This window comes from Streptococcus oralis SK610, from assembly GCF_000257455.1.
GTDB classification, from domain to species: domain Bacteria; phylum Bacillota; class Bacilli; order Lactobacillales; family Streptococcaceae; genus Streptococcus; species Streptococcus oralis_CB.
The window spans coordinates 41,243-57,133 of the sequence record NZ_AJKQ01000029.1; the positions used below are offsets into that span (position 1 = coordinate 41,243).

Sequence of the window (15,891 nt, forward strand, 5' to 3'; positions counted from 1 at the left end):
CGTACTCATCTCTCACCTAAATTATAATATAGAAATTGTATCTCCATCTTCCTTTCGGATTACGATTTCGACATCAGATGTTAATTTTGTTTTACGTAGCATGAAGTATTTAACCATAAATTCTAATTGTTGCCGATGATTATAATTTAGTTTTGACAAACCAGAACCAACCAAGGGTAGATATATTGGATTACCATTAGAATTCCTAAAACAATTATCAACTATTGCATTCAAAACTATAAGATAGTCTTGATCACTAGTTTTAGCATTCTTATTATTTTCTATAATAGATAATGCTATAAAATGATATCTAACGTTACCAATATCCACAAAAGCAGTACTTCCGATAGGGTATCTATTATAATTTCCTACTGATTTTCCACCTTGTTTTACATCATTACTAATATTTACTGATGATATATTCTGTTCTCTCAAACTACGCTTAATCTTCTTATTGAGATCTGACTGTGATACTAAATTATTATCGTATAAAAATCTAATAACTTGCCCATGAAGTGAATTGGAAGAAATAACTGAATCATCTATTCTTGTATCAAAACAACTATTTACAGGAACTATTAAATTAACTTTACTAGCGCCAATGTAATCTAGTATATTTCCATATGTCCCTGAAACTACAAACCTATTATATTTAAAATATATTACTCTCCTTTTGAAATAGTAATATAAAAATGCACAAACAAAACTTAAGACATATAATACAAGAAAAGTGATTATAACTTTAATTATATGGCTTATTATATTATTACTTTTATAAATATCACTAATATTTATAAAAGTAGCCAATAATGATAACAAGGATAATAAACTAAAAAAATACTTGCACGATAATTTAAATGATTTTTTTATCAAATGTATTTTACTTCCCTTCTCCTATCTTCCAACCCTCAACGGCTCAATGACTTCTTCGACAAGTTGCTTACATGCCTCCTTGATTTGTTTTTTATAGAGGAGGGGATTAAGGGCATCTGCCACTTCTATCTTATAGTCCTGATAGCGCTGGCTCTTGGTCAGCTGGCTTTCTCCTAGTTGTTTTTTAGCTCCCTTACGGTAGTGCTCGACATAGTAACGGAGTTCATCCTCTCCGACATACCAACGCTTGCTAAAGACTTGGATATGTTGCTGGATAACCGCCTCGATCATCTGATCCAAGATATTGGCAATGGACTGACCACGATAGCTTTCTGGCTTGTCCTGTACTTCCTTCCATAGTTCAGTGATGATATGGGCAAGATTTGGATTGGTCTTCTCAAGGCTTTGAATATAGTTATCCACTGCTTCTCTATCTTGAGCGCTTAGGTTCTTTTCTTGACTCTGACCTTGCTCGATCAGGCTTTGGATTAAGGTTAGGATATAGGCATAGTTGATCTCATCCACTTGGATAGACTCTAGTTCATAGTGAATATCAAGGGGTTCACCATCCTCACCATCATCATCTCTTCGGCTTTTTAATTCAGCTAGGATGTTTTGATAGAAGCCAAGATAGGTTTCCAATTCTTCTGCGCTTAGTCCTGTCTGGGCGTAGATTTCTTCCTCGTCATACTCTTTATAAACGCGGATAGAGGCTAGATATTTATCAAAGACTTGATAGGCCTTGGCGAGCTTTCTCAACTCAGGTGTAGAGATTTGCTCGATTTGGAGTCCTTCATCAGGATCATCGGTGATGAGATTTTGAAAATCACTGCAACTCCGTAAAAAGTTCCTCTTTTCCTCTTCCCAGCTTGGGGCTAGGACATCATTTTCACCACCATTTGAGTAGAGCTTGAGGGCATTATCCACTGCTTCCTTAAAGGCTAGAGGCTTTTGGAAAGTGATGATATGCCCATAGGTCTTACTAGAATCAAAGATACGGTTGGTACGACTAAAGGCCTGAATTAAGTCCTGCGGTTGTATGGGTTTGCGGTCGATAAAGAGGGTCGATAGACAAGGCGCATCAAATCCCGTTAAGAGACGATTGACCACGATAACCAAGTCCAACTGCTCCTTGCGATAGAGGTATTTATCCTGTTTTCGAGCTAGACGGTTATTGACATCTGTATTAAAACCACGAAGATCTGCCATTGTAAAGTGAGTATCAAACTCTTGGTTATAGTCCTCCATAACCTGCTTCATATGGTCTTGGTAACCGATAGACTCTTCCTCATTTTCAGACACTGAGTAAGTGATGGTAAACTTTGGAAAATCCGGTAAATGGCGTTTGACCCGCTCGGAGACTTTGACCCGTTCCTTGCCAGCCATGATACTCTTGAGCAGATTATAATAAGCCTGTGCTTGTGGGATAGACTTGACCGTCAAAATAGCGTCATAGCTTTTTCCAACTCCTTTAGGGATATTGAGCTGTTGCTGGCTCTTATTAAGGATAGCATCCAGGACTTCTAGCATGTGTTCCTTGTCCTCATAAGCACTATCAGGAATCTCCTCCTCCAGCATATCAGAGATGATGGTATTTCGATAATCCACCTTAAAGCCGAGAACTGCTCCATCATGGATGGCTTCCTTAACTGTGTATTCATGCAGGCGTTCGCCATACTGTTGGTGGGTTGTTTGAGCCAAGTCTCCCACTTGTTTTCGTTTGTTTTCCTTGAAGATCGGAGTCCCTGTAAAGCCGTACCAGAGAGAGTTTCGGAAGTAGGCCTTGATCTCCTTTTGCATTTGTGGAGTGACAGCTCGGTGGCACTCATCCACGACAAAGGCCACGCGCAGGTCCTTGATCTTCCCAGCATCCCGCTGGTACTTGCCTTCTTCAAACTTGCGCATCATGGTCGCAATTTTCTGAATGGTCGTGACTACCACGCGCTTGTCATTGCCACCTAGACGTTTGACTAGTTCGTGAGTATTATCCGTCTCATCGATATCAATGACATCGTTGGCAGCGTATGAGAGGAAGGATGAGGTCGTCTGCTGGTCCAGATCTCTACGATCGACGACAAAGATGGTCTTTTGGATGGCAGGGATCTGCAAGAGATTGCGGGCTACTTTGTAAGAGGTCAGGGTCTTCCCTGAACCTGTCGTGTGCCAGATATAGCCCGACTCTTGACGACGAGAAGCGTCCTGTACTGCCTCAATGGCATGGATCTGATAAGGACGCAGGAGGATCAGGGCTTTCTTGCTATCATCAATGACTGAATACTGCATGACCATCTGATGGGCCCGCGGTATGGAGAGTACCTCATGGGCAAAGCTGGTCAGATCCGTCACAGGCCGGTTGTCCTTATCCACCCACTTGGTCAGAAACTGTTTGTTTAGTTTATTTTCACGGGCTGCAGCGATATAGCGAGTGTCAACCTTATTGGTCACGACAAACATCTGCAAGCTTGAGTAAATACCTCGGAACTTTCCTTCACGGTCGTATTTTTCTATCTGATAAAAAGCTTTCAAAAATCCAACTCCTGGACTCTTGAGCTCAATGTGAATCATAGGAAGTCCATTAATCAGAAGAGTCACATCCATTCGTCTGTCTTGATCTTGAGGGTACGCCTTGTCTCGCTCGACTTGGTTGACTACTTCATAGCTCGACTTACCAGCTGCGATATTGTCTCGCCAGATAACTGATAAACGAATGGTGCCTAAGCTGGCATCTTCTCTCTGAACCTCGACTTTGGCAATGCCATTTTCTCCGACCAACCACTTGGCAGCATCATAGTAGCTGACAAAGTTGAGTTGATTTTGAATCTGGCGTTTTTCCTGCTCAGTCAAAGGATGATCTGCTAGCAGGGCAACGTTATTTTGGGCTAGTTTAGTAAAGAAATTGTCCCATAATTGTTCTTCTGTTTTTAGGTCTTCTCTATAAGTCCATTGACTTTCCCCAGTTACCAGTTGGGTGATCAGTTGTTTTTCTATCTCCAGTTCTGGTTTTACTTGCATCATTCTCTCCTTTATAATGCACAATTTTACTATATTATATCATGTTTCAGATGGATTTTCCCATACGCTCCTACTCCAACTGACTTTTAACCTTCTTCTTAGTCAAGATACGGTCATTTTTGTTAGAGAGAGCTTTTATACGAGCTTCGAGAAGGGTTTTCCTTCCTGCCTCTGTTCGTGTGTAGATCAGGTGATAACGTCCAATAGTTGGCGTCAGAAAGTCAAGGAATTTCTGTGCTTCTTCCTTGCGCTTATCAAAAAGACTAGGCACGACATAGTAAGGTGACTGACCTTGTCGGACTTTCTCTGCCTTCAAGAGATAGCGCTGGTTATCCACTGGAGCAAAGAACTCTCCCACAGTCTGCGCAAACAGCTCCTTGTCCCTCATGTTTCCTCCCTTGAGATAGGCGAAAACCATGTAGTTTTCCTTGTCCTCCTCTACCTGAACACGGGATTGATCATCCGTTAGATGTCCCGAATCTAGCAGAGCCTTTCGGATCTGCTCACCCAGAGACTGCAAGCGTTTATAGGGACTCTTATAGCGGAGGTAGCGCCAAGATGCAAAGGCCAAAAAGAGGAAACAGGCTGCTGTAAGCCACCAAACACCGATCAGTCTCAGTCTAAATAGCAAGACCAACAAATCCACTGCCAACAAGAGTAATGACAGGCGAACCCATTTTAATGCATCAAGAAAGAGCATGACTGGGATTTTCTGTTTTTGAGTTGCGACTTCTGTAACTATCTCGAACTGATCCGCTACGACAAGAGCATCTTGCCATTTTTGTCTCAAGCCTGCTCGATCCTTGGAGAGACTCTTAACTCGCTCATTATACTCACTAATTTGCTTTTTCTTAAAAGGGGGCTTTGGAAAATCCAAACGATCCAAGCCGGTCTCAATACTCTCCTGATTATAAGCCAATCCAAGAAAATGCTCCATCCGTCGCGACAAGGTCTGCAGATCCTGATTGCTCTCTGGTCTAGGCTCCTCACCAAGAAGAGTGATAAGTGCTTGCGCTTGAACGGCTACCAGATGCCAGATGTTGCTGGTCTTTTCTGGATGTCCCGGCCAGATACGAATGGCACGCCCGCGCATCTGGTTACTCAGCATAAAGCTCCCCACAAAGCTTCCGAGGATTAGGGAATTGACACAAGGAGCATCCCAACCCTCTCCGAGGAGAGATTTGGTTCCGACTAGGACTTGAATCCGTCCTCGTTGAAAAAGCTCCGTCACTGCCGCTACGATTCCCTTAGCTGAGCTAGGAAAACCAACCTGCACATAATCTTTTGGATCCAAGTGACCAATAGATGAGAAACTAAGAGGAACCTGAGGCAAGAGTTCCTCCAACTCTGCTGCCACATCGGTAGGCAAAATAACGACACTACCTGACAAGACAGCCAAAGATACAGGAATCTCTTGCTCCTGAGCTTTTCGACGAATGCTTTCAAAATAAGGGAGAACCCCCAACTGAGAAATGGTTGCCTGATTATCTCCCAGATAGGTAGCAAAATCCTTGCGAATATAGTCAGCTAGTACTAACTGTCTCAGTTCCTGACCTAGACTCTCATACTCCGTCAAAAAGATATCGACAATGGCAGACAACTTCCCCAGAGATTGGGTTAAAAGCTGGTCAGAAGCCTTTGACTTAACCAGATAAACCTGACGCTTTTCCACCAATCCACGCGCCTTTAAGTCAGCCTCTATCTTTTTCCTATATGCATCCGAATCATCATACCAGTCTGGCGTCTGATAGAGCATGCTCTGCAACAGCGTCTCCAGCCAGTAGGAGGTCAATGCTGGAAGCTTCTGGGTTCCCAGTAAATTTTGTAAAGAGGGAGGAATCGTTAACCCCTGAGAATGCATATAAATCAACATAGCAGACAAGTACTTGGGATCTTCTAAGAGCAAATCAGATGAAATATCCCCTTTGAGGACCTTAGACCCTGCTACAAATGTTTGAAAATCAGGATCAACTATAAGGTGGTGAATATAGTCCCACTTAGTCTCCTCAAACCGTTTGAGACGTTCCGACTCTTCAGCTGTTGGTGAACACATATAGACAAAATCCTGATGAGGGCAAAGAGTGTCTTCCTTGACTAATTCGGGTACTGTTATTTCTTGGTCGATTTCCCCACACATACGGATATAGCGTTCCCAGAGTTCTGGCTCGCTGTCATATGGTGGTGTGGCTGTCAGGGAGATGACTTGCAACTGTTCATACTGCTTGCGAAAGGCTTCCAGACTTTTCCACCATTCATTGCGCAGGTGGTGGCATTCGTCCAAACAAAGAGTCGCAACTTTCTGAGCTCTTAGGCTTGCAAGCAAATCAAACCCCATAAAATCCTCTGCTTCTCCATCTTCTTGTGATTGAAGTTGGTTCATGGCACTATGAAAAGCCTGATAGGTCACAATCGTTAATGCCTTCATCTCCTTTAAGTTTTGGGAAACGAGGTCTGAAAGCCTCTGGCCATCCTCTAGAAAAGCTGTTTGAATCCTATCTACCCATTGTTCACGAATAGTGACAGTCGGAACTAAGATGAGGGCTGGGTTGCCAAAACGAGCGATTAGCTCGATACCAATGGTGGTCTTTCCAGACCCTGGAGCGGCCACTAGATGAACATGACCGTCTGCTTGATAGTCCTGAAAACGATCCAAGACCTGTTTTTGATATTGGCGCCAGCTTCCTTTAAAGTTTAAACCTAACATGATACCCCTCATTCTATACCGTCTTTTTCTTATTCTCATTTTACCACACTTATTTCTCCAGTCAGATAATCCAGATAGTTTTTCTCCATAAAATATGGTATAGTAGAATCATACTATCTATGAGGAGTTTACATGTCACAGGATAAGCAAATGAAAGCTGTTTCTCCCCTTCTACAGCAAGTCATCAATATTTCATCTATCGTCGGGGGAGTCGGCACCTTGATTTTCTGTATTTGGGCCTATCAGGCAGGAGTGTTACAGTCCAAGGAAACCCTATCGGCCTTTATCCAGCAAGCTGGGGTTTGGGGGCCACCACTCTTTATCTTTTTACAGATCCTACAAACCGTCGTTCCGATCATTCCGGGAGCTTTGACCTCAGTGGCTGGGGTCTTTATTTACGGCCATATCATTGGAACCATCTATAACTATATCGGCATCGTGATTGGCTGTGCTATTATCTTTTACCTGGTGCGTCTCTATGGAGCTGCCTTTGTTCAGTCGGTCGTCAGCAAGCGCACCTATGACAAGTACATCGGTTGGCTAGATAAGGGCAATCGTTTCGAGCGGTTCTTTATCTTTATGATGATCTGGCCAGTTAGCCCAGCTGACTTTCTCTGCATGCTGGCTGCCCTTACCAAGATGACCTTCAAACGCTATATGATTATCATCATTCTGACCAAGCCCTTTACCCTAGTGGTTTATACTTATGGTTTGACTTATATCATTGATTTCTTCTGGCAGATGTTTTGAGAATAGAAAATAGCCTGATACTAAATATACTTTGGTAGGGAAATCATGCCAACTTTTCGATAGTGAATTGAGGACTTACCTAGCCTTTCCGCCGTGATAAAAACACCTGAAATCTAATGGTTTCAGGTGTTCGGAAACTTTGAGACATTAGGCTCAAAGTTTAGGTATGGAATTTCGAAGAAAGTCGCTACCGTCCGTCATCACTTAAGGAAAGGCTCAAAAACATTTTCGTCAAACAAAACATCCGTTTGGTTTCCCAAGCGGATGTTTTGTTTATTTTATTTTGCGACACTCTTAGCAAGGACAAAGTTTCCAAGTGTGGCAGAACCATTTCCTGCGACTGCTGGAGTCACGATATAGTCACGCACGTCTGGTACTGGTAGGTAACCATTGAGAAGAGCTGTGAATTTCTCACGTACACGGTCCAGCATGTGTTGCTGTGCCATGACGCCACCACCAAAGACAATCACATCTGGACGGAAAGTCACAGTAGCATTGACCGCAGCCTGAGCGATATAGTAGGCTTGAACATCCCAGACAGAACTGTTGAGTTCAATATTTTCACCACGAATACCTGTACGGGCTTCGAGACTTGGACCAGCCGCAAAGCCTTCCAAACAGCCCTTGTGGAAAGGACAAACGCCGTTAAATTCTTTTTCTACATCCATTGGGTGTTTAGCCACATAGTAGTGACCCATCTCAGGGTGACCCACACCACCGATAAACTCACCACGTTGGATAACACCTGCACCGATCCCTGTACCGATCGTGTAGTAAACCAAGTTTTCGATGCGGCCGCCAGCATTGTTACGCGCAACCACTTCACCATAGGCAGAACTGTTTACGTCAGTTGTGAAATACATGGGTACGTTGAGGGCACGACGAAGGGCACCAAGTAGGTCTACATTTGCCCAGTGAGGTTTTGGAGTCGTTGTGATAAAGCCATAGGTTTTTGAGTTTTTGTCGATATCAATGGGACCGAAGGAACCGATGGCAAGACCTGCAAGATTATCGAATTTTGAGAAGAACTCAATGGTTTTATCGATTGTTTCGATTGGAGTTGTTGTAGGAAATTGTGTTTTTTCCACAACATTAAAGTTTTCATCACCGACAGCACAGACAAACTTTGTACCGCCCGCTTCTAAGCTTCCATATAATTTTGTCATGATAAACCTCTTATCTTTGTTTTCTCTATTATAGCACATTTTAAAGGGCTAGATTTCTCAATATTTTAGATTTTCCTCTGTAAATCTTACCATCCAAGTAAAAACGAACAAACATGATATTTGTTCGTTTTGTTTTTAAATCTGATTTTCAAAGAGGACTAGGCTTTCACTTCGATGATAGCGTCACCCTTGACAACTGAACCACTTGCGACTGGTGTCACAGAAGCGTAGTCAGCTGTGTTTGTAACGATAACCATTGTTGTATCATCAAGACCTGCAGCAGCGATTTTGTTTGAGTCAAAGGTTCCAAGAACATCACCAGCTTTAACCTTGTCGCCTTGAGAAACTTTTTGTTCAAATCCTTCACCGTTCATAGTCACCGTATCGATACCAACGTGGATCAAGATCTCAGCTCCATTAGCTGTCTTCAAACCGTAAGCATGTCCTGTGGCAAAAGCGATCGATACTTCTGCATCAGCTGGTGCGTAAACCACACCTTGGCTTGGTTTTACAGCGATCCCTTGTCCCATTGCACCACTTGAAAAGACTGGGTCGTTAACATTCTCAAGAGCAACTACGTCCCCAACGATTGGAGTTTGGATTGTTTCATTTTGAGGAGCTACTGGAATGTTACCAGTTGTTTCTTCTTGAACCAAACGTTCTGTCGCTACTTCAGAAGCAACTTCTTTTTCGTCCTCGTAACCAAACATGTAAGTAAGGACAAAACCAAGAACGAATGATACAGCTACCATAAGAAGGTATTGGAACAATTGACCATTCCCAAGGTACAACATTGTACCAGGGATGATGGTGATACCATTACCAGTACCAGCAAGTCCAAGGATAGAAGCCAATCCACCACCGATGGCACCAGCGATCAATGAAAGGAAGAATGGTTTACGGAAGCGCAAGTTTACCCCGAAGATAGCAGGCTCTGTAATACCGAGGAAGGCAGAAAGAGCAGCTGGGAAAGCAAGTGTTTTCAGTTTAGGATTCTTCGTTTTAACACCAACCGCAACAGTTGCAGCCCCTTGAGCTGTCATCGCTGCAGTGATGATGGCGTTAAATGGGTTCGCATGGTCAGCAGCAAGCAATTGTACTTCAAGCAAGTTGAAGATGTGGTGCACACCTGATACGACGATCAATTGGTGAACCCCACCGATGACCAAACCACCAAGACCAAATGGCAAGGCAAGAATCGCTTTTGTTCCGAGAAGGATGTAGTTTTCAACAACGTGGAAGACTGGTCCGATGACAAAGAGTCCAAGGATAGACATGACCAAAAGTGTCACGAACGGTGTCACCAAGAGATCCAAGACATCTGGGACCACTTTGCGGAGAGCTTTTTCAAACTTGGCTCCGACCACCCCAATGATGAAGGCTGGAAGAACAGAACCTTGCAAACCAACAACAGGGATGAAACCAAAGAAGTTCATAGCCGTTACTTCACCACCTGATGCTACAGCCCAAGCGTTTGGAAGCGAACCAGAAACAAGCATCATACCGAGGACGATACCAACAGCTGGGTTACCACCGAATACGCGGAAGGTTGACCATACAACTAAACCTGGCAAGATGATAAAGGCTGTATCTGTGAGGATTTGGCTGTAAATGGTAACATCTTCTGGAAGTGTCATTCCAAGAGCGTTCAAGAGCCCACGAAGACCCATGAAGAGACCAGTTGCTACGATAACTGGAATGATTGGCACAAAGACGTCACCGAAAGTACGGATAGCACGTTGGAACCAGTTTCCTTGTTTAGCAGCTTCTGCTTTCATGTCTTCTTTAGAAGATGTTGGCAAACCAAGTGCAACCACTTCGTCGTACATCTTGTTTACTGTACCAGTACCAAAGATGATTTGGTATTGACCTGAGTTAAAGAAAGCTCCTTGAACTTTATCCAAGTTCTCAATCACTTCCTTATTGATTTTCCCTTCATCTTTGACCATGACACGTAGACGAGTCGCACAGTGGGCAACACTGTTGACATTTTCACGTCCGCCAAGGGCTTCGATGACTTTTTTTGCAATATCCTGATTGTTCATTTGCAAAAATCTCCTTATAAAATTTTGTTCTTGTTTGAAAGCGATTTTATTCGCCCTACGACTATTATTTTATCACGTTTCTAAAATATGTCAAGCGTTTTGCAGAAATTTTTATTCCCTTTCTTTTTCCTCTGATTATTTTTGCTCGTTTTTGAGGGAAATTCTCTTTTTCCTCAAAAAAATATCTTTAAACTTGAGGAATAAAGGTTTTTATTTACATTTTCTTTCATTTTTTCGTGAAAATTTGTTAGATTTCCTTTACTTGATTTATGGCAACCGTTTGACATATTTTTCTCTTTTTTAACATAAAAGGCTTGCTTTTTTTGCCGAAAACGTTTACTATTAATAATAGAATAGAATAGAACTTATGGAGGAAAGATAAAATGGAATGGACAACTGAGCGCCGTTATAGACGCTATGAAGACTGGTCTAATGATGAAATCAAGCAAATCAAGGAAAAGATGGCACAATCTCCATGGCATACTCATTACCATGTCGAGCCTAAAATGGGGCTTCTCAATGACCCAAATGGCTTTTCCTATTTTGATGGTAAATGGATTCTCTTTTACCAAAACTTCCCCTTTGGTGCAGCTCATGGTTTGAAATCTTGGGTGCAGCTTGAAAGTGATGATTTAGTGCACTTTACAGAAACTGGAGTCAAAGTTTTGCCTGATACTCCATTAGATAGCCACGGGGCCTACTCTGGATCTGCCATGCAGTTTGGCGATCAGTTGTTCCTATTCTATACTGGAAATGTCCGTGATGAAAACTGGATTCGTCACCCTTACCAGGTTGGTGCTCTTTTGGGAAAAGATGGCAAGATCTCGAAGATTGACAAGGTCTTGATTGACCAGCCAGCAGACTCTACCGACCACTTCCGCGACCCACAAATTTTCAACTTTAAGGGGCAATATTATGCTATCGTGGGTGGACAGGACTTGGAGAAAAAAGGCTTTGTTCGTCTCTACAAGGCTATAGATAATGATTACACCAACTGGCAAGCAGTTGGTGACCTAGACTTTGCCAACGACCGTACTGCCTATATGATGGAATGTCCAAATCTGGTCTTTATCGGTGAACAACCTGTACTTCTCTACTGCCCGCAAGGATTGGATAAGAGTGTTCTAGACTATGATAATATCTATCCAAACATGTACAAAATCGGGGCTTCTTTTGATCCTGAAAATGCTAAAATGGTAGATGTCTCTCCATTGCAAAATCTAGACTATGGTTTCGAAGCCTATGCAACGCAAGCCTTCAACGCTCCAGACGGACGCTCTCTAGCAGTTAGTTGGCTTGGACTACCAGATGTAGCCTACCCATCTGATCGTTTTGACCACCAAGGAACTTTCTCATTGGTCAAGGAACTCACTATCAAAGATGGCAAACTCTACCAATACCCTGTCGCAGCTATCAAGGACCTTCGTGTCTCTGAAGAACCCTTTTCAAATCGTGCTCAAACCAATAACAGCTATGAACTCGAGCTCAACTTGGAAGCCAATAGCCAGAGCGAGATTGTCTTACTTGCCGACAAAGAAGGCAAGGGACTTTCAATCAACTTTGACCTTGTAAATGGTCAAGTGACAGTGGATCGTAGCCAGGCTGGTGAGCAGTACGCCCAAGAATTTGGAAGCACTCGTTCTTGCCCAATCGACAAGCAAACTACTACTGCTAACATCTTCATCGACAATTCTGTTTTTGAAATTTTTATCAATAAAGGAGAAAAAGTATTTTCTGGTCGCGTCTTTCCGAATGCCGATCAAAATGGTATCCTGATCAAATCTGGAAACCCAACCGGAACCTACTATGAATTAGATTATGGTCGCAAAACTAACTGATGTCGCAAAACTTGCTGGTGTCAGCCCTACTACCGTTTCTCGGGTTATCAATAAAAAAGGTTATCTGTCTGAAAAAACCATTCTCAAGGTCAATGAAGCCATGAGAGAATTGGGCTATAAGCCCAACAATTTAGCTCGTAGCCTCCAAGGAAAATCAGCTAAGTTGATTGGCTTAATTTTCCCAAATATTTCCAATGTTTTCTATGCAGAATTGATTGATAAGTTGGAACACCAACTCTTTAAAAATGGATACAAGACCATCATCTGTAACAGCGAGCACGATTCTAAGAAGGAACGGGAGTACATCGAAATGCTAGAGGCCAATCAGGTCGACGGTATCATTTCTGGTAGTCATAACTTGGGAATTGAAGACTACAATCGTGTAACAGCGCCAATCATTTCCTTTGACCGAAACTTGTCTCCAGACATTCCTGTTGTCTCCTCTGACAACTACGGTGGCGGGGTTCTCGCTGCCCAAACCTTGGTCAAGACAGGTGCCCAGTCTATTATCATGATTACAGGGAATGACAATTCCAATTCGCCTACTGGACTGCGTCATGCTGGTTTTGCCTCTGTACTCCCAAAAGCGCCTATTATCAATGTTTCGAGTGACTTTTCTCCCGTCAGAAAGGAAATGGAAATCAAGAATATCTTGACTCATCAGAAACCAGATGCTATCTTTGCTTCAGATGATCTGACAGCCATCTTGGTTATCAAAATAGCTCAGGAACTGGGAATCTCTGTTCCTGAAGAGCTCAAAGTCATCGGCTATGATGGGACTTACTTTATCGAAAACTACTACCCTCAACTGGCGACCATCAAGCAACCCTTGGAAGAGATTGCCCAACTCACTGTTGATCTTCTCTTGCAGAAGATCGAAGGCAAGGAAGTCGCGACAACTGGTTACTTCTTACCAGTCACCCTATTACCTGGAAAAAGTATTTAAGTACAAAAAACTCAGACGAATTCGTCTGAGTTTTTTATGATCTTAAGTTTTCGAGATAGCGCTGGGCTGTCTCTAAGTTAAAGGTTTTATCTGCGATGAGGTGCTCAACGAGGGGAGCAACCTCGGACTCACTAGCACCTGCTAGGAGAGCTAGGGATTTGGCCTGTAATTTCATGTGGCCTTGCTGGATGCCCGTACTGACCAAGGCTTTGAGGGCCGCAAAGTTTTGAGCAAGACCGATGGACACGATAATCTGAGCTAATTCCTTAGCTGAAGGATTTCCTAGTAGTTCATGACTGAGGGCTACACGAGGGTTGAGACCGATAGAGCCACCCTTGGTCGCTACCGGCATGGGTAGGGTCATCTCACCGACCAATTCTTCTCTTTCCATGTCCAGCGTCCATTGACTGAGACCTTGATAGCGTCCATCTCGACTGGCAAAGGCATGGGCCCCAGCTTCGATGGCACGCCAGTCATTACCCGTGGCAATCAAAATAGCATCAATACCATTAAAAATCCCTTTATTATGGGTAGCCGCTCGGTAGGGATCAACCTGCGCAAACTGGCTAGCCAAGGCTATTTTCTCCGCAATTTCTCGTCCTTGGTCCCTTTGGGGACTCAAGTAGCGAAAGGCGATACGACAGCTTGCAGTCACCAGAGAATCGGTCGCGTAGTTGGACAGGATTCCCATGAGACTCTGTCCTTGACTGAGTTCTTCTAAGACTGGCTTCAAGGCTTCCAGCATGGTGTTGAGCATATTGGCTCCCATGGCTTCCTGGGTATCGACATGGAGATAAACAACTAGAAAGTCTGTTTCACTTTTGATCTGCTCTACATGCAAATCACGCGCCCCGCCACCACGTTTGACGATAGAAGGATAGGCTTGATTGGCAAGTTCCAAGAGCTCCACTTTCTTGTTGGCAATCTTCTCTTGCGCTTTTTCAGGTTCAGCAACTTGATAAAGGGCTACCTGACCGATCATCTGGCGCTGATGTACTTGAGCAGTAAAGCCACCTGACCGTTTGATGATTTTGCTGGCATAGCTGGCTGCAGCAACCACAGACGGTTCTTCTGTCACATAGGGAACTGTGTAGTCCTGACCGTTCACCACAAGCTCTGGAATGATGGAATAAGGCAGAGAAAAAGTTCCCACCACATTCTCACTCAGCTGGTCTGCAACAGCCAAGCTGACTTGTTCATCCTGCTCGAGACTGGTTTGCCTTTCAGGACTAAGGAGCGCCTGAGCTTTCAGCAACTCCAGGCGCTCATGGTATGATTTTTTAGAAAATCCATTCCAACTTAACTTCATTATTTTTCAACCTTGCTATAACGGCGTTGGTGGTCGACAATTTCAACCAAGGCATAGTCTTGATTTTCATAAGCTGTAAATTGGGCTGAACCAGATTCATCCAACTGCACCTCTTCGAAAAAGACTTTTTCATAGTCTGCAACAGACAATGCTGTACGTTGTTTGAGTTTGCTCAAGCGCTCTTTGTCGAGATAGGCCTCATAGCCTTCAACCAGCTCTCCACTAAAGAACTCTGAAACCGCTCCACTTCCGTAACTGTAGAGGGCAATTTTATCTCCAGCCTTCAAAGTCTCTGCATTTTCCAAAAGAGAGAGGAGGCCGAGAAAGAGGGAACCTGTGTAGATATTCCCAATCATCTGACTATAGAGAATGGACTTGTCAAAGTTCTCTTGCAAACTATCCTGTTTTTCTTTAGACAAAGTTTTGTCCATCATCTTGCGCAAGCCTTTTAAGGCTAACTTAGGATAAGGCAAGTGGAAGCAGATAGCCGCAAAGTCATCCATAGTCCAATCATAGCGTTTCTTGTATTCATCCCAAGTCGTTGTCAGGCAATCAAGATACTGTTGGGTCGAGTACATGCCGTTTACATAAGGAGTGCTTGAATAGTTCGGACGCCAGAAATCCATGATGTCGCGCGTTTGGGCAACATTATCATTGTTAAAGGCCATAATGCGCGGATTCTGGGTGATCAACATCGCCACACTTCCAGCACCCTGAGTTGGCTCACCAGGAGTTCCCACACCATACTTGGCAATATCACTGGCAATGACTAGGACTTTTGATTCTGGTAAATTCTCCACATGCAATTTAGCATAATGAAGGGCAGCTGTCGCTCCATAGCAGGCTTCTTTAATTTCAAAGCTACGAGCGAAAGGCTGAATGCCTAATAGACCATGAACAAAGACTGCCGCTGCCTTACTCTGGTCAATCCCTGACTCAGTCGCCACGATGACCATATCGATTTCTTCTTTTTCTTTGTCTGTTAGAATAGAGTTGCTTGCACTAGCTGCCAAGGTAACAATGTCCTCAGTCAGTGGCGCAATACTAATTTCATTTAACAAGAGTCCCTTGCTAAATTTTTCGGGGTCAACTCCCCTCGCTTCTGCTAAGTCTTGTAATTTCAAGACATATTGACTGGTCGCAAAACCAATCTTATCAATACCGATTGTCATATTTACCTCTGTTTTTTCATTCATTGTAAAAAATCGTTTCATTCTATTTTATCACAAATAGAAACAAAAGAGAGAA

Annotated in this window: 10 protein-coding genes; 3 read left to right on the forward strand and 7 right to left on the reverse strand. The window is 43.3% G+C overall.

All coding sequences use genetic code 11. The features are described 5' to 3' along the window. Nucleotides 1–21: 21 nt before the first annotated feature. The 3 genes from HMPREF1115_RS10880 to HMPREF1115_RS10890 all read right to left on the reverse strand — a co-directional run bounded on the left by HMPREF1115_RS10880 (nt 22) and on the right by HMPREF1115_RS10890 (nt 6,589). Nucleotides 22–807, reverse strand: a complete 786-nt coding sequence (locus tag HMPREF1115_RS10880) for a macro domain-containing protein (RefSeq protein ID WP_029746120.1) — start codon at nt 805–807, stop codon at nt 22–24. A gap of 87 nt (nt 808–894) precedes the next feature. Beyond that, complete coding sequence (locus HMPREF1115_RS10885; RefSeq protein ID WP_025171024.1) at nt 895–3,888, reverse strand: type I restriction endonuclease subunit R; 2,994 nt, start codon at nt 3,886–3,888, stop codon at nt 895–897. A gap of 67 nt (nt 3,889–3,955) precedes the next feature. Beyond that, nucleotides 3,956–6,589: a DEAD/DEAH box helicase family protein gene (locus tag HMPREF1115_RS10890; RefSeq protein ID WP_000901153.1), complete on the reverse strand. Its 2,634-nt coding sequence runs from the start codon at nt 6,587–6,589 to the stop codon at nt 3,956–3,958. A gap of 132 nt (nt 6,590–6,721) precedes the next feature. Between HMPREF1115_RS10890 and HMPREF1115_RS10895 the strand changes: the two genes are divergently transcribed. Next, a complete protein-coding gene (locus tag HMPREF1115_RS10895; RefSeq protein ID WP_000076176.1) occupies nt 6,722–7,339 on the forward strand; it encodes a TVP38/TMEM64 family protein in 618 nt (205 codons plus the stop codon). 278 nt (nt 7,340–7,617) lie between these two features. Here HMPREF1115_RS10895 and scrK read toward each other — a convergent pair whose 3' ends face one another. After that, the gene (gene scrK, locus HMPREF1115_RS10900) at nt 7,618–8,505 is read right to left on the reverse strand and encodes a fructokinase ScrK (RefSeq protein WP_000164288.1); all 888 of its coding nucleotides are present in this window, start codon (nt 8,503–8,505) and stop codon (nt 7,618–7,620) included. A 158-nt stretch (nt 8,506–8,663) separates the two neighbouring features. After that, nucleotides 8,664–10,550 (reverse strand): sucrose-specific PTS transporter subunit IIBC, encoded by a 1,887-nt coding sequence (locus HMPREF1115_RS10905; RefSeq protein WP_001064510.1) that lies wholly within the window; start codon nt 10,548–10,550, stop codon nt 8,664–8,666. A gap of 383 nt (nt 10,551–10,933) precedes the next feature. Here HMPREF1115_RS10905 and HMPREF1115_RS10910 point away from each other — a divergent pair, with 383 nt between their 5' ends. Then, nucleotides 10,934–12,388: a sucrose-6-phosphate hydrolase gene (locus HMPREF1115_RS10910; protein ID WP_000455333.1), complete on the forward strand. Its 1,455-nt coding sequence runs from the start codon at nt 10,934–10,936 to the stop codon at nt 12,386–12,388. Beyond that, the gene (locus HMPREF1115_RS10915; RefSeq protein WP_000225979.1) at nt 12,369–13,334 is read left to right on the forward strand and encodes a LacI family DNA-binding transcriptional regulator; all 966 of its coding nucleotides are present in this window, start codon (nt 12,369–12,371) and stop codon (nt 13,332–13,334) included. Before HMPREF1115_RS10910 ends, HMPREF1115_RS10915 begins: the two co-directional genes overlap by 20 nt. Nucleotides 13,335–13,368: 34 nt before the next feature. On the opposite strand, the gene HMPREF1115_RS10920 is transcribed toward HMPREF1115_RS10915, so the two are convergent. Beyond that, the gene (locus HMPREF1115_RS10920) at nt 13,369–14,643 is read right to left on the reverse strand and encodes a hydroxymethylglutaryl-CoA reductase, degradative (protein WP_000778360.1); all 1,275 of its coding nucleotides are present in this window, start codon (nt 14,641–14,643) and stop codon (nt 13,369–13,371) included. Beyond that, nucleotides 14,643–15,815, reverse strand: coding sequence for a hydroxymethylglutaryl-CoA synthase (locus tag HMPREF1115_RS10925; protein WP_025171025.1), 1,173 nt, complete (start codon nt 15,813–15,815; stop codon nt 14,643–14,645). Before HMPREF1115_RS10925 ends, HMPREF1115_RS10920 begins: the two co-directional genes overlap by 1 nt. Between the last annotated feature and the right edge of the window lie 76 nt (nt 15,816–15,891).

Excerpts from the sequence above, each read along its gene's own strand:
- HMPREF1115_RS10885 (WP_025171024.1), bottom strand. The coding sequence starts at position 3,888 with ATGATGCAAGTAAAACCAGAACTGGAGATAGAAAAACAACTGATCACC.
- HMPREF1115_RS10890 (WP_000901153.1), bottom strand. The coding sequence starts at position 6,589 with ATGTTAGGTTTAAACTTTAAAGGAAGCTGGCGCCAATATCAAAAACAG.
- HMPREF1115_RS10895 (WP_000076176.1), top strand. The coding sequence starts at position 6,722 with ATGTCACAGGATAAGCAAATGAAAGCTGTTTCTCCCCTTCTACAGCAA.
- scrK (WP_000164288.1), bottom strand. The coding sequence starts at position 8,505 with ATGACAAAATTATATGGAAGCTTAGAAGCGGGCGGTACAAAGTTTGTC.
- HMPREF1115_RS10905 (WP_001064510.1), bottom strand. The coding sequence starts at position 10,550 with ATGAACAATCAGGATATTGCAAAAAAAGTCATCGAAGCCCTTGGCGGA.
- HMPREF1115_RS10910 (WP_000455333.1), top strand. The coding sequence starts at position 10,934 with ATGGAATGGACAACTGAGCGCCGTTATAGACGCTATGAAGACTGGTCT.
- HMPREF1115_RS10915 (WP_000225979.1), top strand. The coding sequence starts at position 12,369 with ATGGTCGCAAAACTAACTGATGTCGCAAAACTTGCTGGTGTCAGCCCT.
- HMPREF1115_RS10920 (WP_000778360.1), bottom strand. The coding sequence starts at position 14,643 with ATGAAGTTAAGTTGGAATGGATTTTCTAAAAAATCATACCATGAGCGC.
- HMPREF1115_RS10925 (WP_025171025.1), bottom strand. The coding sequence starts at position 15,815 with ATGACAATCGGTATTGATAAGATTGGTTTTGCGACCAGTCAATATGTC.